This window comes from Nonomuraea sp. NPDC049129, assembly GCF_040648495.1.
GTDB lineage: Bacteria > Actinomycetota > Actinomycetes > Streptosporangiales > Streptosporangiaceae > Nonomuraea.
The window spans coordinates 340,504-359,066 of sequence record NZ_JBEZDU010000003.1; the positions used below are offsets into that span (position 1 = coordinate 340,504).

Annotated in this window: 18 protein-coding genes; 7 read left to right on the top strand and 11 right to left on the bottom strand. The window is 69.5% G+C overall.

The features are described 5' to 3' along the window. Window positions 1-34 precede the first annotated feature (34 nt). The 3 genes from AB0B64_RS10995 to AB0B64_RS11005 are packed head-to-tail and all read right to left on the bottom strand — an operon-like array spanning window position 35 to window position 3,764. Window positions 35-2,320, bottom strand: coding sequence for a xanthine dehydrogenase family protein molybdopterin-binding subunit (locus AB0B64_RS10995; RefSeq protein ID WP_358176484.1), 2,286 nt, complete (start codon window positions 2,318-2,320; stop codon window positions 35-37). Next, window positions 2,317-3,276, bottom strand: coding sequence for a xanthine dehydrogenase family protein subunit M (locus AB0B64_RS11000; RefSeq protein WP_357938534.1), 960 nt, complete (start codon window positions 3,274-3,276; stop codon window positions 2,317-2,319). The genes AB0B64_RS10995 and AB0B64_RS11000 overlap by 4 nt, the downstream gene beginning before the upstream one ends. Continuing rightward, entirely contained in the window at window positions 3,273-3,764 is a 492-nt protein-coding gene (locus AB0B64_RS11005) for a 2Fe-2S iron-sulfur cluster-binding protein (RefSeq protein ID WP_358176487.1), read from the bottom strand. The genes AB0B64_RS11000 and AB0B64_RS11005 overlap by 4 nt, the downstream gene beginning before the upstream one ends. A 156-nt stretch (window positions 3,765-3,920) precedes the next feature. Here AB0B64_RS11005 and cseB point away from each other — a divergent pair, with 156 nt between their 5' ends. Beyond that, entirely contained in the window at window positions 3,921-4,619 is a 699-nt protein-coding gene (gene cseB, locus AB0B64_RS11010) for a two-component system response regulator CseB (RefSeq protein ID WP_358176490.1), read from the top strand. A 1-nt stretch (window position 4,620) separates the two neighbouring features. After that, window positions 4,621-5,850, top strand: a complete 1,230-nt coding sequence (locus AB0B64_RS11015; protein WP_358176493.1) for a HAMP domain-containing sensor histidine kinase — start codon at window positions 4,621-4,623, stop codon at window positions 5,848-5,850. Window positions 5,851-5,879: 29 nt separating this feature from the next. Here AB0B64_RS11015 and AB0B64_RS11020 read toward each other — a convergent pair whose 3' ends face one another. Then, window positions 5,880-6,233 carry a DoxX family protein gene (locus AB0B64_RS11020; protein ID WP_357938526.1) on the bottom strand — a complete coding sequence of 118 codons (354 nt, stop codon included), beginning with the start codon at window positions 6,231-6,233 and terminating at the stop codon, window positions 5,880-5,882. 200 nt (window positions 6,234-6,433) lie between these two features. Between AB0B64_RS11020 and sigJ the strand changes: the two genes are divergently transcribed. Together sigJ and AB0B64_RS11030 are read left to right on the top strand one after the other, a co-directional pair. Then, window positions 6,434-7,345 (top strand): RNA polymerase sigma factor SigJ, encoded by a 912-nt coding sequence (sigJ, locus tag AB0B64_RS11025; RefSeq protein WP_358176496.1) that lies wholly within the window; start codon window positions 6,434-6,436, stop codon window positions 7,343-7,345. Between the two features lie 32 nt (window positions 7,346-7,377). Then, the gene (locus tag AB0B64_RS11030; protein WP_358176499.1) at window positions 7,378-7,611 is read left to right on the top strand and encodes a hypothetical protein; all 234 of its coding nucleotides are present in this window, start codon (window positions 7,378-7,380) and stop codon (window positions 7,609-7,611) included. Window positions 7,612-7,684: 73 nt separating this feature from the next. Here the strand turns inward: AB0B64_RS11030 and AB0B64_RS11035 are convergent, their stop codons facing one another. Together AB0B64_RS11035 and AB0B64_RS11040 are read right to left on the bottom strand one after the other, a co-directional pair. Next, complete coding sequence (locus AB0B64_RS11035) at window positions 7,685-8,305, bottom strand: hypothetical protein (RefSeq protein ID WP_358176501.1); 621 nt, start codon at window positions 8,303-8,305, stop codon at window positions 7,685-7,687. A gap of 187 nt (window positions 8,306-8,492) precedes the next feature. After that, window positions 8,493-11,324: an AAA family ATPase gene (locus tag AB0B64_RS11040; protein WP_358176504.1), complete on the bottom strand. Its 2,832-nt coding sequence runs from the start codon at window positions 11,322-11,324 to the stop codon at window positions 8,493-8,495. Window positions 11,325-11,617: 293 nt separating this feature from the next. Here AB0B64_RS11040 and AB0B64_RS11045 point away from each other — a divergent pair, with 293 nt between their 5' ends. Continuing rightward, window positions 11,618-12,670, top strand: a complete 1,053-nt coding sequence (locus AB0B64_RS11045; protein WP_358176507.1) for a hypothetical protein — start codon at window positions 11,618-11,620, stop codon at window positions 12,668-12,670. Between the two features lie 9 nt (window positions 12,671-12,679). Here the strand turns inward: AB0B64_RS11045 and AB0B64_RS11050 are convergent, their stop codons facing one another. Beyond that, entirely contained in the window at window positions 12,680-13,246 is a 567-nt protein-coding gene (locus AB0B64_RS11050; protein WP_358176510.1) for a nucleoside deaminase, read from the bottom strand. A 110-nt stretch (window positions 13,247-13,356) separates the two neighbouring features. On the opposite strand from AB0B64_RS11050, the gene AB0B64_RS11055 reads away from it, so the two are divergent. Continuing rightward, window positions 13,357-14,325, top strand: a complete 969-nt coding sequence (locus AB0B64_RS11055) for an antibiotic biosynthesis monooxygenase (RefSeq protein ID WP_358176513.1) — start codon at window positions 13,357-13,359, stop codon at window positions 14,323-14,325. Window positions 14,326-14,449: 124 nt separating this feature from the next. Next, a complete protein-coding gene (locus AB0B64_RS11060; RefSeq protein ID WP_357938510.1) occupies window positions 14,450-15,250 on the top strand; it encodes an IclR family transcriptional regulator C-terminal domain-containing protein in 801 nt (266 codons plus the stop codon). 13 nt (window positions 15,251-15,263) lie between these two features. Here the strand turns inward: AB0B64_RS11060 and AB0B64_RS11065 are convergent, their stop codons facing one another. Genes AB0B64_RS11065 through AB0B64_RS11080 form a run of 4 tightly spaced genes read right to left on the bottom strand, consistent with a single transcriptional unit; the run spans window position 15,264 to window position 18,424 of the window. Continuing rightward, on the bottom strand, window positions 15,264-15,623 hold the full coding sequence (locus AB0B64_RS11065) for a hypothetical protein (protein ID WP_357938508.1): 360 nt from the start codon (window positions 15,621-15,623) through the stop codon (window positions 15,264-15,266). Further along, window positions 15,620-16,483, bottom strand: a complete 864-nt coding sequence (locus tag AB0B64_RS11070) for an extradiol ring-cleavage dioxygenase (RefSeq protein ID WP_358176516.1) — start codon at window positions 16,481-16,483, stop codon at window positions 15,620-15,622. Before AB0B64_RS11070 ends, AB0B64_RS11065 begins: the two co-directional genes overlap by 4 nt. After that, window positions 16,476-17,300, bottom strand: a complete 825-nt coding sequence (locus AB0B64_RS11075; protein ID WP_358176519.1) for a citryl-CoA lyase — start codon at window positions 17,298-17,300, stop codon at window positions 16,476-16,478. The genes AB0B64_RS11070 and AB0B64_RS11075 overlap by 8 nt, the downstream gene beginning before the upstream one ends. Further along, window positions 17,285-18,424 carry a CoA transferase gene (locus AB0B64_RS11080; protein ID WP_357938502.1) on the bottom strand — a complete coding sequence of 380 codons (1,140 nt, stop codon included), beginning with the start codon at window positions 18,422-18,424 and terminating at the stop codon, window positions 17,285-17,287. Before AB0B64_RS11080 ends, AB0B64_RS11075 begins: the two co-directional genes overlap by 16 nt. Window positions 18,425-18,563 lie beyond the last annotated feature (139 nt).

An 18,563-nucleotide genomic window follows, 5' to 3' on the forward strand; every position in this document is an offset into this window, starting at 1 on the left:
ACATACTATACCCCCCTACCGTATTCCAATCTGGCTACACGAGTTTGTCCGGAGTGATGGGGAGGGAGCGGACGCGTTCGCCGGTCGCGTGGTAGACGGCGTTCGCGATGGCGGCCGCCACGCCCACGATGCCGAGCTCGCCGATGCCCTTGGCGCCCAGCGGGGTCTGCGGGTCGGGCTGGTCGACGAAGTGGATGTCGATGTCGGGCACGTCGGCGTGCGTGGGCACGTGGTACTCGGCCAGGCCGCGGTTGACGATGAGGCCGGTGCGCTCGTCGAGCAGCGTCTCCTCGGTCAATGCCATGCCGATGCCCATGATGATGCCGCCGCGCATCTGGCTGGTGGCCTGCTTGGGGTTGACGATCCTGCCGCCGTCGAAGGCGCCGACCCAGCGCGTTACGCGCGCCTCGCCGGTCTCCTCGTCGACCCGCACCTCGCAGAAGTGCGCACCGTAGGAGTAGGTGCCCCGCTTGATGGTCTGGTACGGCACCGCCGACTTCCCCGCCACCTCCACGGCCTCCTGCCCTGCCCTGGCCAGAATGCGCTCATAGCTCTCACCCCCACGGGGCCCGAACAGGCCACCGTCGCGGGTGTCCACCTCCTCGAACGACCGTCCCGCCAGCGGTGAGTCGGTGTCGCGCACCAGCTTCAGCAGCTCGCGGACGAGGTTGTCGCGGGCGGACCAGACGGCCGAGGCGAGCGTCGTGGTCGCGGCCGAGGCACCGGGGATGCGGGTCCTGGCCACGTTGGAATCGCCCTGCTCGAAGCGGATCCGGTCGAGAGGCAGCCCAAGACGGTCGGCCGTGGCCTGGCTCTGCGCGGTCGAGGTGCCGGCGCCCAGTTCGTTGGTGCTGCTGCGGATGGTGACGGTGCCGTCGGCGGACAGGCGCAGCTTGACTCCGGCGATGAGCACGGCGTCGGGGTTGATCGCCGCGGCCATCCCATGCCCGATGAGCCAGCGGCCGTCCCGCGTCGCGCGGGGCGCGGGTGGGCGCTGTGACCAGCCGAACGCCTCGGCGCCCAGGGCGTACGCCTCACGCAAGTGGCGGCTGGTGAAGCTGATTCCGCTCATCGGGTCCCGCTCAGGTTCGTTGCGCAGGCGCAGCTCAAGCGGGTCGAGGCCGAGCCGCCAGGCCAGCTCGTCCATGGCGGATTCCAGCGCGAAGGATCCGGGGGCCACGCCCGGACCACGGAAGAAGGCGTTCTGGATGCGGTCCAGGCGAACCACCTGCTGGACGACATGGACATTCGGGCAGGCGTACAGATGGCGGGAGGCGACCACGGCGGCCTCGGCGAACTCGTCGGTCGTGCACGGGGCCAGGGCGTCGTGTTCGAGCGCGGTGAGCCGTCCCGTGGCGTCGGCGCCGAGCGCGACGCGGCTGCGGGTCGGGGCCCGGCCGCCGGTCATGGCGAACACGTCGGCCCGCGAGAGCACGAGCTTGACGGGACGGCCGGAGAGCTTGGCCGCCGCCACCGTGAGCCAGACGTGCGGCCAGGCCGGAGTCTTGCCGCCGAAGCCGCCGCCGATGAACGGCGCCAGCACGCGGACGTTCTCCTCGGCGAGTGAGAACTTCTTGGCCAGCATCTCCTTGACGCCATAGGGGTACTGCGCGGTGTCGTAGACCGTGAGGCGGTCGCCCTCCCAGTTGGCCACGGTGGCGTGCGGTTCCATGGCGTTGTGGTGTTCTAGCGGCGTGGTGTACTCGGCCTCGACCGTGGCCGCCGCCGCGCCGAGCGCCGTACGGACATCGCCGCGCCTGGTCACGGGCTCCTCCAGCACGGCGTGCGCGGGAGTGTACGGTTTCCCGTCGGCCATCGACAGCCTGGCGGGCCACGGCTCGTAGTCGGCGTGGATCAGCGACGCCGCGTACCGGGCCTGTTCCAGGGACTCGGCCACGACGACCGCGATGGGCTGGCCGTACCAGAAGATCTCGTCGGTGTTGAGCACCGGCAGGCTCATCGCGGCGGCGCCGAGCGGGCCCTTCATGGTGGCGTACGCGGGGGTGCGCTTCATCGCGGGCGCGTTGTCGTGGGTCATCACGAGCAGCACACCGGGCGCCCGCGGAACGTGGACGGCGGTGATCCGGCCTCTGGTGATGGTGCTGCCCACCACGACCGCGTGGGCGAGGCCGGGGAGGTGCCGCTCGGCCGTGTAGCGGACGGCGCCGGTGGCCTTGGCGCGGCCGTCCAGCCGGTCGGCGGGCCTGCCGAGCTCGGCGCGGTGGTGGGCCAGGGGATCGGGCCTGCCGTCGGGCAGGAGTCTGGCCAGCCTGGTCAGCGCCTTGCTGGCGAGGGTGAAGCCGCGTGCGGCGAGATTCATGATCTGACTCCTTGCAACGCTCGCCGGATCAGTCGCCGGGCCAGCTCGGCCTTGAACGCGTTGTGCGCGCGTGGGCGGGAGCCGGCCAGCGCCTGTTCGGCCGCCTGGTGGATGAGCTCGTCGTCGAGAGTGGTGCCGGTCAGGAGCTGTTCGGCTTCGTACGCGCGCCACGGTTTGGCGGCGACCCCGCCCAGCGCGATGCGTACGGTGGTGGCGCGGCCCGCTTCCATGCGGACGACGGCGGCCACGCTGACCAGCGCGAAGGCGTAACTGGCCCGATCACGCACCTTGAGGTACACCGAGCGGCCCGGCTGAGCCGGCGGCAGGTCGATGGAGGTCACCAACTCCCCCGGCGCGAGCGCCGTCTCCAGGTGCGGCGTGTCTCCGGGCAGGCGGTGGAAGTCCACCAGCGGTACGGGATCGCGGCCCGCGATGTTGACCACGGCGTCCAGGGCGGCCAGCGCCACGCACATGTCCGACGGATGTACGGCGACGCAGCTCTCGCTCGTGCCGAGGATGGCGTGCGTGCGGTTGAACCCGTCGAGAGCGTCGCAGCCGGCGCCAGGATCACGTTTGCCGCAGGCCGAGTGCCGGTCGTAGAAGTAGCCGCAGCGGGTGCGCTGCATCAGGTTGCCGCCCACGGTGGCGCGGTTGCGCAGCTGGGGAGAGGCGCCGTTCAGGATGGCCTGGGCCAGCACCGGGTAGCGATCACGTATCCGCTCGTCGGCGGCCACCCGCGTGTTGCGGACCAGGGCCCCGATCCGCAGGCCGCCTGCGTGCTCCTCGATGTCGGCCAGCGGTAGCCGGGTGATGTCCACGAGCTCGTGCGGCGTCTCGATGCCCTGGCGCATCAGGTCGACGAGATTGGTGCCGCCTGCCAGGTACTTCGCCCCTTTTGCGGCGAGTTCAACGGCCGAGGAGGTGTCGGTAGCCGGTACGTAGGAGAACGGGTTCACCGGGCGACCTCCCGCACCGCCGCGAGGATCCCGTTGTACGCGCCGCACCGGCACAGGTTGCCTGCCAGCCGTTCCCTGATCTCGGTGTCCGTCAGACCGGGCTCGCCTATGGCGCTGGGCACCCCCGCCTCGTACTCGGCGAGCATGGCCACGGCCGAGCAGACCTGGCCCGGGGTGCAGTAGCCGCACTGCAGGCCGTCGTTGCGGACGAACGCCTCCTGCATCGCCCGGCCGACCTCTGACGACGCCAGCCCTTCGATGGTCGTGACCTCCGCGTCCGCGCATTGCGCGGCGAGCACGAGGCAGGAGTTGACCCGCTCACCGTTCAGCAGCACCGTGCAGGCGCCGCAGGCCCCTTGGTCGCAGCCCTTCTTGGTACCGGTCAGGCCGAGGTGCTCGCGCAGGCAGTCGAGCAGGCTGACCCGGGCGTCCAGCTCCAGCTCATGCTTGCGGCCGTTCACCGACAGCCGCACTTGAATGGATGGCATCCGCATTCCTCGCTATCTCGTACATCTATGTACGGGTTGTAGAGTGCGGACTATACCCCTCCTCCGTATGAGGGTTGATTCGTGGCTGATACACGGCTGAGGCGTCGCGGATGTCGGCGGCTTGTATCGTCTGTTGCCTCAGGCCTTTGGGGAGAAATGTCGCTTTCGGTGTCGGCTCCGGTAACCGTGCTGCTCGTCGAGGACGACGAAGTGATCCGCAAGACCGTCGGGATGGTGCTGGAGCGCTACGGCTATCGCGTGAGCACGGCGGGCGACGGCCTGACCGGCCTCGAACTGTTCAGGGAGGAGCGGCATGACGTGCTCCTCCTGGACGTGATGCTGCCAGGGCTGGACGGCATCGGGCTGTGCCGGCAGGTCAGGGAGTGGAGCCTGGTGCCGATCCTGATGATGTCCGCGCGGGGCGACGCTCTCGACGTGGTGTCGGGGCTGGAGGCGGGGGCCGACGACTACGTGGTCAAGCCGGTCGACACCTCCGTGCTGGTGGCCAGGATCCGTTCGCTGCTGCGCCGGGCCTCCTTCGCTCCGGGTCCCGAACACCTCCAGGAGGCCACCGGCCTGGTCTTCGGGGACCTGGCCATCGATCCGCAGGGATTGGAAGTGCGCCGCGCCGGGGAGTTGGTCGAGCTGGCTCCCACCGAGTTGCGGCTGCTGCTGGAGTTCGCCGCGAATCCGGGGATCGTGCTGGACCGGCAGACACTGCTGCGCAACGTCTGGGACTACGGCTGGGACGGGGACAGCCGCGTCGTCGACCTGTGCGTGCAGCGGCTGCGTAGGAAGATCGGCGCCGACCGGATCGAGACGGTGCGCGGCTTCGGTTACAAGCTGCGGCGCTGACGTGGGAAAGGCCGCACGCGGACTGCTGAACTGGCGGTCATTGCGCTGGAAGATCGCCGCGCTGGTGGCCGTGACGTCCTGCGCGGTCGCGCTGGCCGTCGGGGTGCTGGTCCACCGGAGCGCCTTCGACCGGTCCATGAGCCTGGGCAGGGACCGGGCTTTCAGCGCGCTGCTGGCCGAGGTGGACACCTACCGGCGTACGGGCGAGGCGCCGCAACCCGCTCAGGTCCCGCCCGCGCTGCTCCAACAGGCCAGGAGCACCGGCGAGTTCAGCACCTGGTACGACGACCGCCGGCCGGACATTCCCTGGATGTGGGCGGCGCAGCAGATCGACGGCCAGGTGCTGGCCGTGCAGATCGACATGGGCTCGGAGATACGCGGCCTGTGGGCCCTGGACCGGAACATCGTGAAGGCGTCGCTGGTCGCGCTCGCGATCGTCGTACCTCTGGCCGTGCTGGCCGCCGAGACGTCCAACCGGCGGCTGAGGCGCGTGGCCCGCACCGCGCGGCGGATCGCGGACGGCGACCTGGAGGCCAGGAGCATGATGGGCGGCCGGGGCGGCGACGAGATCACCGACATCTCGGCCACCATCGATTCGATGGCCGACAGTCTGCGGGACCGGCTGTTGAGCGAGCAGCGCTTCACCGCCGATGTGGCTCACGAGCTACGTACCCCGCTGATGGGGCTGGTCGTCTCGGCCGAACTGCTCCCGGAGAGCGAGGCCACCGACCTGGTACGTGACCGGGTACGGGTGCTACGGGCGCTGGTGGAGGACCTGCTGGAGATCTCCCGGCTGGACGCGGGCGCGGAGTGGGCCGATCGCCGTCCGGTGCCGCTGGGCCGGGTCGTCGAGGAGTGCGTGGCCCGGACGAAGCTTGCGGTTCGGCTCACGGTGACCGGTGAGCCGGTGGTCGACACCGATCCGCGGCGCATCGACCGGATCATCACGAACCTGGTCATCAACGCCCACCGCCACGGGCGCGCTCCGGTCGAGGTCGCCGTGAACGACACGACGATCGTCGTACGCGACCACGGCCCCGGATTCCCGGACAGGTTGCTGGCGGAGGGGCCGCAGCGTTTCCGTACGGGCGGGGCCGAGCGTGGCCACGGCCATGGCCTGGGCCTGGCCATCGCCGCCGGACAGGCACGGGTGATCGGCGCCGATCTCGCCTTCGCCAACGCCCCGGACGGCGGCGCGACGGCCACGCTTCGCCTTCATTACCCGGTGTAGTTCGAGTTTCCCTTCTCGATCTCTACGGATCACGACCAGTGGTAGGCCAGGTTCACGGCTAGTGCGGCCACCGCGGTGAAGAAGAATCCGCCCCAGTTCACGAGCTTGCGGGAACCCACTCGCAGGTGCGCGAGGAGCGCGCCGACGAAGTACAGCACGAGGCTGTAGGCGGCGAGTGTGCCCAGCATCGGCACGGCGAACCCGCCCAGCAGCCCCAAAGAGCCCGCCGCCAGCATCATGCCCAGCACCGGTACCCACGACCGTGGCAGGCGCTTCATGTCCGCCTGGGCCTTGGGAAATTCGTGGCCGATCAGGTAGACGACGGCGGCGCTGCCGAACAAGAGCGCGGCGAAGATGGTGACCGCGACATAAGCGGTGAACATAAGCTTTCCTTTGCGGTTGTCAGCTGCGAGAACTTCCGTCGAGGAAGCCGGCCCGGGCATTGTTGATCACTGCGATCCGGGTCCCAGCAGTCCGACGAAACAACCGCGGAAAACGTCAGGCGACGCGCCGACCTCACAGTCCCGTGGGCTGTCTCGTCGAACGGGTGAGGGCAGCCGCGAGCAAGGGAGCCATCGTCACCATGACCACCCCATCCGATCCGGGACTGAGCGCGATCATGAGTGAGCGGCGTCAGCTGATCAATCTCGCCTATCGCCTCCTGGGCTCCCTGGCCGACGCGGAGGATGTCGTACAGGAGACCTACGCCCGCTGGTACGCCATGACCCGGCAGCAGCAGGACGCCATCGAAGTCCCAGGCGCCTGGCTGACCACGGTCGCCAGCCGCATCTGCCTGGACCTGCTCGGCTCGGCACGGACCCGGCGCGAGAGCTACGTCGGCGAATGGATCCCCGAGCCGCTGCCCGACCCCACGGAGTGGATCACCGGGCGGCCGGTCGACCCGGTGGACCGCGTCACCCTCGACGAGTCGATCACCATGGCCTTCCTGGTCGTGCTCGATTCGATGACCCCGGCCGAGCGCGTCGCGCTCGTCCTGCACGACGTCTTCCGCTACTCCTTCGCCGAGGTGGCCGAGATCGTCGGCCGTACGCCGGGGGCCTGCCGCCAGCTGGCCTCCTCGGCCCGCCGCCGTCTTGCTGCCTCGCAGGCGCCGACAACTCCGGCGGCGCGGCAGTCTGGCATCGTCAGGGACTTCAAACAGGCATGGGAGGCCAAGGACATCGACGCCCTCATCGGCCTCCTCGACCCTGACGCCACGGCGATCATCGACGGCGGCGGCCTGGTCAGCGCCGGACTCCACCCGATCGAAGGCAGCGAGCGGATCGCCCGCTACATCCTCGCCCTCGCCGGCCGGGCCCCCGACCTGACCATCCTGGAGCGTACGGTCAACGGTCAGCCCGGTCTGGTGGCTCAGCAGAACGACGTCACTGTGACGGTGACGGCGTTCGAGGTCGAAGACGGCCGGATCAGGCGCATCTGGGCGGTACGCAACCCCGAGAAGCTCCGGCCATGGACGGCGGCCACCTCGCGGTAGCGTGACGCGGCGATCCGGGGTTACCTGGACGGGTGATCGCGCGGGAGGCAGGCAGCATGGTGTGGGAGTACAAGATGAAGCGACTCGGCGACAAGGTCAGTCGCAGCGAGTTGCAGCGGCAGTGCGACGAACTCGGCGCGGAGGGGTGGGAACTGGTGGGGTTCACCCCGGTTGTGGAGTTGAAGGATGAGTCGGTGTCGTTCGATCGGCATTCCCCAGGGTGCTTGATGGTCTTCAAGAGGTCGTGGGTGCGGGAACCGGGCTGACCTGGCTGGGGCGCGGCGTGACGCCCGGAGGGGTGGCGCGAGTGTGTCGTCGCGCCATCCCAAGAGGTTCCGGTCAGGGATCGTTCGGCTTGGGGTTGTGCGGGCTACCGCCGCCACCTCCACCGCTGCTGCCGTTGTTGCCGGCGAACTGGATGGGCTGGTAGTTGGGCAGGACCACGGTGTTGGCCGAGGCGTCGGAGCCGTCGGTGCTGAGCGTCTTGTACACGGTCCAGATGAACTTGGCGAAGCCGAGGACCTGACCCCAGTCGATGCCGTTGTTCCAGTGCACGATCGACACCGCGTACGTCTGCTCGGCGATGTCCGGTGAGACCTGCCCGGACCAGTTCTCCGTACGCTTGGAGTAGCCCAAGGCGGTGCCGTTGACACCCCAGCAGTCGCCGCCGACCTCGCCGATGACCATGCCGTCGACGTTGAGGAGCAGGGCCTTGGCGCACAGGCGGACGCCGGTGAGGTAGACGCCCGACTCGACCGTCGAGACGCCGTAGACGTTGCCGCTGGCGTAGACCTTGACCGTGGTGTCGATGGTCTTGTTCTGGTTGTTGGCGTGCCAGGAGTGGAGTGACGCCTCGGCGACCAGTCTGTCGGCGCTGGCCGGCGGTGACGCGACTACGAAGCCGGTCAGGGCGATGAGGGCGGTGAGTAATGCGGTGATCAGTCTTCTGGGGGTGCCCATGGAGGCCTTTCCGTTCGTGGTGCTCGGGTGATCCGTCCGAATTCTCACCACGTGGCCATTCACCGGCGAAGAGCCACCGACCCGTAATCGGGAAGGTCCGTCATTTCACGGATGCCGCCCTGTCAGGGGGTACGTCGTTCAACGGATCCCGCGGCCGGGCCCGCCCATCCACCATGTCCAGGTGACCTCACGCCTGACCCGACGACCGGCGGACCAGGGCCGCGCGGGTGTTGACGCCGAGCTTGCGGAAGACCCGGGCCAGGTGCGTCTCGACCGTGCGCGGGCTCAGGTACAGCCGCTCGCCGATCTGCCGGTTCGTCAGGCCCTCGCCGACCAGTTCGACGATCTCGCGTTCGCGCTCCGACAGCCGCCCGCCCGCCCCATGGGCCGCGGTGCCGCGCTGCCTGCGCCCGGCCTGCGCCGCCGGCCACGGCGCACCGACCCGCGCGAACAGGGCCTTGGCCTGGCCGAGCTGCTCCTGCGCCGTGCGGACGTCGCCCGCGTCCGCTCTCACCTCCGCCAGCAGCATCCGGGCGAAGCCTTCGCCGACGGGCAGTCTGGCCGTGACGAGACACGCCACGGCCTCGCGAGCCGCCGCGTCCGCCTCGTGCGGGCGGTCCGCGGCCATCGCCAGCGTCGCGCGGGCCGCCTCGACGTCGGCGGACCGGGCGGGCGGCGCTCCCGACGCCACGACCGCGACGGCCCGCTCGTACCACTGCCCGGCCGCCGTCAAGTCGCCGCAGGCCGCCTCCGCCCGCGCGCGACGGGCGAAGACACTCGCCGCGCCGGGCCCCAGCCCCGACGGATCGCCACCGACGCGGGCGGCCAGGAACCGCCGGCAGTCCTCCGTACGGCCGACCGACAGCAGCACCTCCGACACCACGTCGTCGGCGATGGTCCGCCACCACGCCGAGCGCATTCCCGGACCGTGCAGCACCTCCTCCACCAGCGGCACGGCGGCCTCGGGACCCGCCTGCCACAGCAGCGGCCGGGACTTGACCACGTGCGCGAACGCGAGCATCTCGGCGCTGCCGAGATGACGCGCGATCTCCTCCGCCTCCTCGGCGTCGGCCAGCGCCGCCTCGATCTCGCCCAGCGCGGAACGGACCATGGCCCGTGCCGCGTGCAACAGGGGGACGACGTTGTCGCGACCGTGGTCACGGGCGACCTGCAACCCGCGGGCCAGGTGCCGCAGCGCGTCGTCGTGGTGGTCGACCATGAACTCGCCCCACGCCAGAGGTGCCACGAAGCCGAGGTCGTCGCACAGCTCGCGATCGGTCAGGGCGTCCATGAGCGCCTTGGCGCGGGCGAGCAGGCGATATCCGTCGGCGAAGTGACAGCGGTACAGCTCGGCGACCGCGAGCAGCGTGACGGCCGAGGCCGATGTCCCCGGCCGGGGAGACCTCCGCACGGTCGCCCGCTCCCCCTGGGGGCTCTCCTGGTCCAGCTGGTCCAGGGCCTGTGAGGCGTTGTCCGCGGCCGAGTCCCACTGGCCCTGCAAGAGGTCGATCGCCGCCAGCTCCACCAGGAGGGGCGGCCTGCCCGCGGAATCGTCCACCCTGGCCAGCTCGCCGGTCAGCAGCGCCCTGGCCTCTTCCAGCCGTCCCAGCGACCGTTGCATCGCGGACAGCAGCCCCACCGCCCGGTCCCTGCTGCCGTCGCCTTCCCGTACGAGCTCGTCCAGCAGCCCCCGGGCCTCCTCCAACCGTCCGGACACGGCGAGCGCCGCGGCGAGCGACATCCGCAGCTCCGGCGTCGCGTCAGCGGGCGACGCCTCCAGCGCGGCGCGGAACCATCGCGCCGCCGTCGCGGGCGCGTTGACCGACACAGCTCCCGCCGCCGAGACGAGCAGCGCGGCCCCGTCCGCGTCGCCCACGCCTATCGCGTGCTCCATGTGCACCGCGCGGCGGACGTCCGAGGCGCCCCGCGAGAGCAGGTGCTCCGCCGCCCGGCGATGCGCCGATCTCCTCCAGGAGGGCCCGGCCAGCTGGTACGCGGCCGCGCGAACCAGCGGATGCCTGAACACCAGCGCCCGCCCGGCCGTGCCGAGCACCCTTCGGCGCACCAGTTCGTCCAGCGCCGGCTCGACGGTACGAGGATCCAGCCCGGACACGGCCGCCACGAACGCCACATCCACGTCGTCACCGGCGACGGCTGCCGCCTGGGCCACCAGTTGCCGGTCCGGGTCCAGCCCGGCGAGCTCGGCCACGATCAACCGGTCAAGGACATCGGTCCCGGTGACCTCCGTGAGAGCACCGGTGACCTCCGCGAGGTCGGCGGCCGGGGTGTCCGGCAGCGTGGCCAGGATCTCCAGGAACAGCGGGTTGCCGCCGCTGCGCTCGTACAGCCGCCGCCTTCCCGGACGGGACAGTTGCCGCCTCCCCGGACGGGACGGCTGCCCAGCGAGCATGGTGTCGGCCTCGGCGGCCGACAGCGGGCCGAGCGGCAGGTTGACGACGTTCGCCGAGGTCAGCGACCGGGCCAGCCCTCTGGGCAGCTCGCCGGTACGGCAGGCGAGCACGATCACGGCGCTCGTGTTCGGCGGATGTCTGATGTGATAGTCGATCACCTCCACCGAGGCGTCGTCGGCCCACTGCACGTCGTCCATCAGGACCACCAGCGTGCTCGACTCGCCCATTCGCTCCACTCCCTGACGCATCTCGCGGAAGCGGCGGTGACGGTCCAGACCGGCCAGGTCACCCGTCCCGCTCTCCCGCGACAGCAGCGCGCGCAACCCATCGAGGTGTCCGGCGAGGTCGGGATGCTGGTGGGCGTCGGCGAGCGCGTCTTGCACGATCCCGTACGGCGCGCTGCGCTCGAACTCGGTGGCCCGTCCGGCGATGGCCGTAACGCCACGTTCGCGGGCGAGGTCGGCGAACGCGCCCAGCATCCGGGTCTTGCCGATGCCCGGCTCACCGGTCAGCAACACGAAGACCCACTGCCTCCGCGCGTCCAGGAGACCCGACAGGTGGGCCAGTTCTGCGGTTCTGCCGACCAGTGGACGCGGGCTCTCGAACACCTGCTGCCTCCCACGGACACGCCGCTCTCGGCCGGGAGGATCGCCCGGACATGATCCATGTCTATCCCACGTAAATCCCCGCCAAAGCAGCGGACGGCATCTGCCTCAAGGCCGTGTGGCCTTCTGGTGCGAGCCGTGGCAATTGACGCTCCACATAATGTCGAACATAAGTTCGCATTAGGTCTTCCCGAGACGACCCGCGCGGATTACGATCTTGGTGCTGGTCGATCCAGACCGGCTTTCCATGCTGATGAGGCCGTCATGGACGCGCCACAACGGAACGGGGATGATCGATGATCCGACGCAAGCTGCTCGCGCTAGGTGTCGGCGTAGGGCTGCTGGGCGCCACCGCCGTCGCCACGCCCGCTCAGGCCGCGGACGTGGTGTCGGCCCCGCTGGCCAGCATGGCGGGTGGGCAGCAGGTCGCGACGTTCTGGCTCGCCGATGGGGGCGCCAACCTCAAGAGCGCCACGCCCTACGCCCCACCGGCCGAGATCCACGGGGAACGCACGTCCGACGCCGTCGTTCCGTCCGGTAAGCCCGGTCTGGTGGTGCCGGTGCCTCCGGAGGCGGAAGGGCAGCTGCCTCAGACCTCGGGGAAGGTGTTCTTCGTCGGCGCCGACGGTCAGCCGCATTGGTGTTCGGGCACCGCCGTCCAGTCGGCGTACCGCAACCTCGTCGCCACCGACGCGCACTGCGTGTACGACATGGAGGGCGCCTCGGCCACGGTCGACAAGTGGGCCTTCGTGCCCGGCTACTCCGAGGGCGCCACCCCGTTCGGTCTGTACGTCGGAAAGCAGGCGTTCACCCACTACGACTTCACGACGTACAGGGATCAGGACCGCGACTTCGCCTTCGTGAACGTCTACTACGGCGTCGTCCCCTCCGCCTCAGGAGCGCTGACCAGTAATGGGAGGCTGGCGGACATCGTCGGCGCGCAGGGCCTCGCCTTCAATCAGACGATCGACCAGACGACGACGACGGCCGTCGACGTCTTCGGCTATCCAGCCGGTCCCCACCCCGACGGGACTCGGCCCTACACCGGCGCGACCCTCGAGCGATCCACCGGGCAGACCTTTGTCATGAAGCTCTCCGATCCGCCCGCCGACCAGCCCGTCGGCGTCGACTCGCCGTTCACCGGCGAAGGCTCCCTCGGCTCCTCCTGGCTGCAGAGCTACCGCGACGACCAGGGCCTCGGCTATCTCAACGGCATCACGACCGGCGTCTCCGACACCGACGGCGACGGCCGTTACGACACGGGAGTCTCCCCGTACTTCGACAGTGGGCTGTTCACGATCTATCGCGCCGCGGCCGCGACCTGGAGCGGCCGTATCACCATCACCTGAACAACCCGGTCAGTACGGGTGCCGGTCGGGCTTGTTCATCCACGCCGCACAGGCCTTGGCGCCGAGTTCGGGCTGAGCCTGCTGGATCAGGATCCTTCGCTCGTCGAGAGGCCGGGTGAAGTCCTGGTACTGGAACTCGTCGTCGAAGCCGATCTTCTTCGTCGCCGCCAGGTCGAAGGCGAAGTAGACCCTGTCGATACGTGACCAGTAGATGGCGCTCATGCACATCGGGCAAGGGGCGCCACTGCTGTAGAGCGTGTATCCCATGAGCATCCGGGCCCGCTCCGGCATGAGATCCGGGGATCCCTTAGGGCGTGGCACGAGCTCCAGTGTCGATTCGTTCTGTTGGCTCTCCGGTATGGAGGGGGCTCGGGAATTCAAGATCTGAATGGCCTTGCGGATGGTCTCCACTTCGGCATGGGCCGTGGGGTCGCCGGTGAGAAGGACGCGATTCTGCCCTCGGGCGATGATTTCTCCATCGTTGGTGAGGACCGCACCGAAAGGGCCGCCCCAACCGTTCTCTACGGACTCGATAGCGAGCCGTACCGCTTCCGCCATGAAATCCTTGGAGTCCATTCCGAACCCTCCGATCCGTAAAAGGCGGTTGAAGTTTCGGCCCTTCGCCGATCTGGTCAACCGCCGCATCCTGCTCCTTACCCGGGCGTTGCTGCACTACACTCGGCCTTATGAAGCCTGGTGGTGGCCACAGTCCCGACGGTCAGGGCGCGACCGTGGTTATTTCCTCGACAGTTCGCCAAGGCCGCGACAATGATTATGAGCGGTGGCAGGAAAAGACGACTGAGATCGCCCGTGGTTTCCCCGGGTTCGAGGGCACCGAGCTTTATCCGCCGATCGCCGGCGAGCAGAATTCATGGGTCGTCGTATTTCGCTTCTCCAGCATCGGGCAATTGACCGCGTGGCTTGATTCCGAGGTGCGGCGGAAACTGCTCGACGAGGTTCGCCCGATGCTGGAGGAGCCCGCGTCGCAGGAGGTTCTCGCCGGGGGGACGGCGGTCCGGGAAGCCGTCACGGCGGTGATCTCGCACAATGTGCGGCCGGGACGCGAGGCCGACTTCGCGCGCTGGCAGGAGAAGGTCCGTAAAGCGCAGGAGAGGTTCGCGGGCTTCATGGGCACCGAGGAGTTCGAGCCCGTGAGTGGTGTTCAGGATCGCTGGGTCGTGCTGCTGCGCTACGACACGCGTGAGCATCTGGACGAATGGCTCGGGTCCGACAGCCGCGCGAAACTGCTGGAGGAGGGTCGTGACTACTTCGTCGACTACGACGTGCGGAAGGTCCAGTCGGCGTTCAGCGGCTGGTTCCAGTTCGGCCGCGAAGCGGGAGACGGCGCCCCGCCGAGCTGGAAACAGGCCATGACCGTGCTGCTCGTTCTCTATCCCACGGTGATGATCCTCAACCTGACAGCGGTCCGTGGGTTCGCGATGGCGCACCTGCCTGGATATCTCGCCATGTTCCTCAGCAACGTGTTGAGTGTCACTGTCCTGACGTGGCTGGCCATGCCGCTGGTGAACAGGGTCTTCGCGGGATGGCTCGTACCCGGCCGGACGACTTCCGCCCGCGCGAACGTGGTGGGCGTCGTCGTGATCGCGCTCTGCTACGCGGTCTCCATCGCCGTCTTCGGGGTGATCGGCGGTTAGAACCAGTCTGCTCGGACAACTGTCCGACTGGCGGTCGCCCGCTGATATAATCAGGCGATTCGCCGCAGGTGCCACGGCCGGGACGCCGCCGCCATGCGGACAACCGAGCAGAGGAAGACCTCCCATGGCGCGCGCCGAGACCGGACCCGATTTCATCGAGGCGCTGGCCCGTGGCCTCGATGTCATCAGAGTGTTCCAGCCGGGACGGGCGAGCATGTCGCTGACCGAGGTGGCCACCGCGGCCGGGCTGGCCCGTCCGACGGCCCGGCGCATCCTGCTGACCCTGCAGGAGCTGGGATACGCGCGGGCCGAACAGGGTGGCTTCGCACTCACTCCGCGCGTGCTCGAGCTCGGCATGTCGTACGTGCGCTCGATGGGTCTGTGGGAGGTCGCCCGGCCGCATCTGGAGCGGCTGGTCGAGCAGACCAACGAGTCCTCCTCGATCGCCCAACTCGACGGGTCGGACATCGTGTACGTCGCCCGGGTGGCCGTGCCGAAGATCGTCGCCCTTCGGGTGCAGATCGGGACGCGGTTCCCGGCCCTGCAGACCTCGCTCGGCAAGGTGCTGCTCGCCGCGCTGCCGCCCGCTGAGGTGGGCCGGGTCCTGGCCGAGCCGAGCCGCTCGGGCATCCAGCCGCGCTGGGAGCCGGACGCGGAGGAGCGCGACGCGGCGCTGCGGGTGGTGCGGGCCAAGGGCTGGGCGCTCACGGACGAGGAGCTCTCGCTGGGCATCCGATCGGTGGCCGCGCCCCTGCGCAACGGGCTCGGCGAGGTCATCGCGTCCGTCAACGTCAACGTGCACGCCGCCGAGACCTCCGTACGGAAGCTGACCCAGGAATACCTGCCGCTGCTGCTCACCACGGCCGGCGCGATCAGCGCCGACTGGGCGCAGTATGAGACGGTGCCCGAGGTCACCGCCTCATGATCACCCCAGCGGCTCAGGTGGCGATGTCGGGATAGGGCATGGCGAAGTGCGCGAGCCGCTGGGCGTACTCGAGCTGGAATCCCAGAGGCTCGTGGTCCCGCTCGAACATCGCGATGAACAGCGTGAGCGTGAGGAAGGGATGCGCCCCCAGCCCGAACAGCGCCGGATAGTCGTGCGTGGCCAGCGCCTCGCGCTCGACGTCGTCGAACCGCAGCCAGGTGGAGGACTCGCCGTCGTGGCAGTTGAGGATGCGGTTGGCGTAGTCGGTCTCCCACATCGCCACCGTGCCGCGCGGGTCCTCGCGGTAGCGCTCGACGAGCTCGGGATCGCGGTCGACGGTGAACAGGAACTTGTCGAGCAGGTACTTGCTCATGAGCCGCCTCCGGTGGGATACCAGGTGAAGTAGGCCTCCATGGTGTGGAACAGGTCGTACGTGTCGACGTAGTCGGCCTTCCTGCCCTCGCCCGCGACGCCCATCATCAACATGAAGTCCATGAACCCGTGGGTGGCGTTGCCCGGCGTCCACAGGCTGTCCAGCGTGACCTCGGCCAGGCAGCCCTCGATGTCCCCGGACGCGATCCAGCCGACGGCCTTCTGGTCGAACTCCGGGTCCGGCCCGTGCGGGCCGAACTGGCGGGGCCCGCCGAGCTCGAGCGACAGGTGCCCGGTGCCGATGACCGCGACCCTCTTGTCGGCCGGCCACGCTTCGACCAGTTGCCGGATCGTCCTCCCGAGCTGGACGAACCTGGCCGGGCGCGGTAACGGCGGCGCGAAGATGTTGGTGTAGATCGGCACGATCGGCAGGTCGTTCTGCGGCCGGAGCGTGATGATCGGGCACGTGATGGAGTGGTCGATCCGCAGCTCGTTGGAGAAGGCCAGGTCGAACCCGGCGTCCATGCCTTGCCGCAGCACGTACGCCGACAGGTCCTCCTGGCCCTTGAACAGCATCCTCGGCAGGCCGAACTCGCGCTCCTCGTTGTAGAAGTTCGCGTCGTAGAAGGGGGCCTTGCCGACCAGGAACTGCGGCATGTTGTCCAGCCACAGCTGGTGGAAGTGGTCCGAGCCGACCATCACCAGCACGTCCGGGCGGGCCCGGGTCAGCGTCTCCCGGAACGCCTCCACCTTGCGTACCCACTCGTCCGCGAACGGCGGGCGGTCCTCCCCGGTGGCGGTGCTGGCCCGGTAGAAGAAGGGATGGTGGGTGGACGCGATCACCGCGACCAGTTCAGCCATGCGAACCTCCTGGGGGATGTGGCTCGGGTGAGACGGACCGGTGGTTCAGGTCGACCGACAGGAAGATCTCGTTGGCCACCGGGCGGCGCAGCTCCTCGGCCAGCTGCCCGATCAGCCCCGCCGTCCTCGCCAGCAACGCGAACCCGCGCAGCAGCTCCATTGGCAACCCCAGATCGGCGAGCGCCGCGCCGCAGACCCCGGCCCCGTTGAGCGGCAACGTACGGCCCAGCACCCGCGGATGAACGCGGCCGATCGCGGCGAACAGCGACAGGTGCGGCCCGAGGAGCCCCTCCTCTTCGGCGATCTGGAACAGCCGCGGCGTCCGGGGATCGACCTCCTTGTGCACGTGGTGGCCGAGGCCGGGGATGCGCCGCGCCGCCGTACGCTGGGCCGACACGACGTCCAGGGCGACGGCGTCCCACCCGGCGTCGTCGTCCGGCGGCGGGCCGTCGAGCGAGGTCAGCACGTCGTGCAGGAACCGGCCGCTGTCCTCGGTGACCCCGAGAAAGCGGGACCCGCCGCCGAGCAGCCCGGCCGCCAGCGCGCCCTGTACGGAGTCGGGCGCGGACAGGTACGTCAGCCGGGTCACGATCGCCGTGGGCGTGAACCCGTGGTCGGCCAGCGCGGCGAGCACGGCTTCGAACACGCGGGTCTCGCCCGGCGTCGGCCGCCGCTGGGTGGCCAGCCAGAAGGCCAGCTCGCCGAAGCCGACCTTGCCCATGACCTCATCGGCCAGGTCGTGGCCGAGGAGCGTGATCGACGTGGGCGTCGACGCGCCGAGCGCCGTAGGGTAACCGCCGTTCACGGAGTCAGCCATGCGCGCAGCTCCTCGCCGTGTTCGTCGAGGTCGGGCGGTGGTAGCCGGTAGCTCACCGGAGTCTCGGAGAACCTGATCGGATGCCGTGTCGTCGGCATCGCGCGCTCGCCCTCCCCGGCGGCCACGACCGGGTCGAGCCCGAAGCGCTCGGCCATCGCGAAGCCCCCGTCGATCGTGTTGATCGGCCCGCTCGGCACCCCCGCCTCGACGAGGAGCTGGAACCACTCCACGGCGCCCCGCTTGACCAGCCGCTCGACGAGGATGGGCCGCAGCTCCTCGCGGTGCGCCACTCGGTCGACGTTGCGCGCGAACCGTGGGTCGCTGGGGACGTCCGGGATGCCGAGGACCTCACAGAGCCGGCGGAACGACCCGTCGTTGGGCGCGGCGATGATCAGGTCGTTGTCCGCGGTCGGCAGCGGCTCGTACGGGAACACGCTCGGGTGCGCGTTGCCCATCCGGTACGGCACCGTGCCGCCCGCCACGTACGCCGAGCTGTGGTTGACCAGCCCGGTGAGCGCCGACGACAGCAGGTTGACCTCGACCAGCTGCCCCTGCCCCGCAGCGTCGCGGTGCCGCAGCGCGGCCAGGATGCCGATGACGGCGTGGTTGCCCGCCATGACGTCGAAGACCGAGATTCCGGCCCGGTACGGCGGCCCGTCCGCGTCGCCGGTGAGGCTCATCAGGCCGGAGATGGCCTGGACCATCAGGTCGTAGCCCGGCACGTCGCGCCCGGCGCCCGAGCCGAACCCGGTGATCGAGGCGTACACGACGCCCGGGTTGGCGGCCCGTACGGACGCGAAGTCGAGGCCGAACTTGGCCAGCCCGCCCGGCTTGAAGTTCTCGATCAGCACGTCGGCGCGGCGGGCCAGCTCCCTGGCCACCGCCGCGTCGGCCGGGTCGCGCAGGTCCAGCGCGATCGACCGTTTGCCGCGGTTGACGCCGAGATAGTACGTCGACACGCCCTCGCGCACCGGCGGCATCCACGTACGCGTGTCGTCTCCCTGCGGGCCCTCGACCTTGACCACGTCGGCGCCCATGTCCGCGAGCAGCATCGTGGCGTACGGGCCGGCCAGGATCCGGGAGAAGTCGGCCACCAGAACACCTGACAGCGGCCCATCACTCATTGACTCACCCTCCGTCGTCCGTTCAACGGACATTGGTCCGTTGCACTCTAACCGGGAAATCCTCTGCTTGACATCCTCTGCCGCGCTTCTAGAGTTGCGCTGACCGTACAGCGGACACTCGTTCGGCAACGCGGCGCGA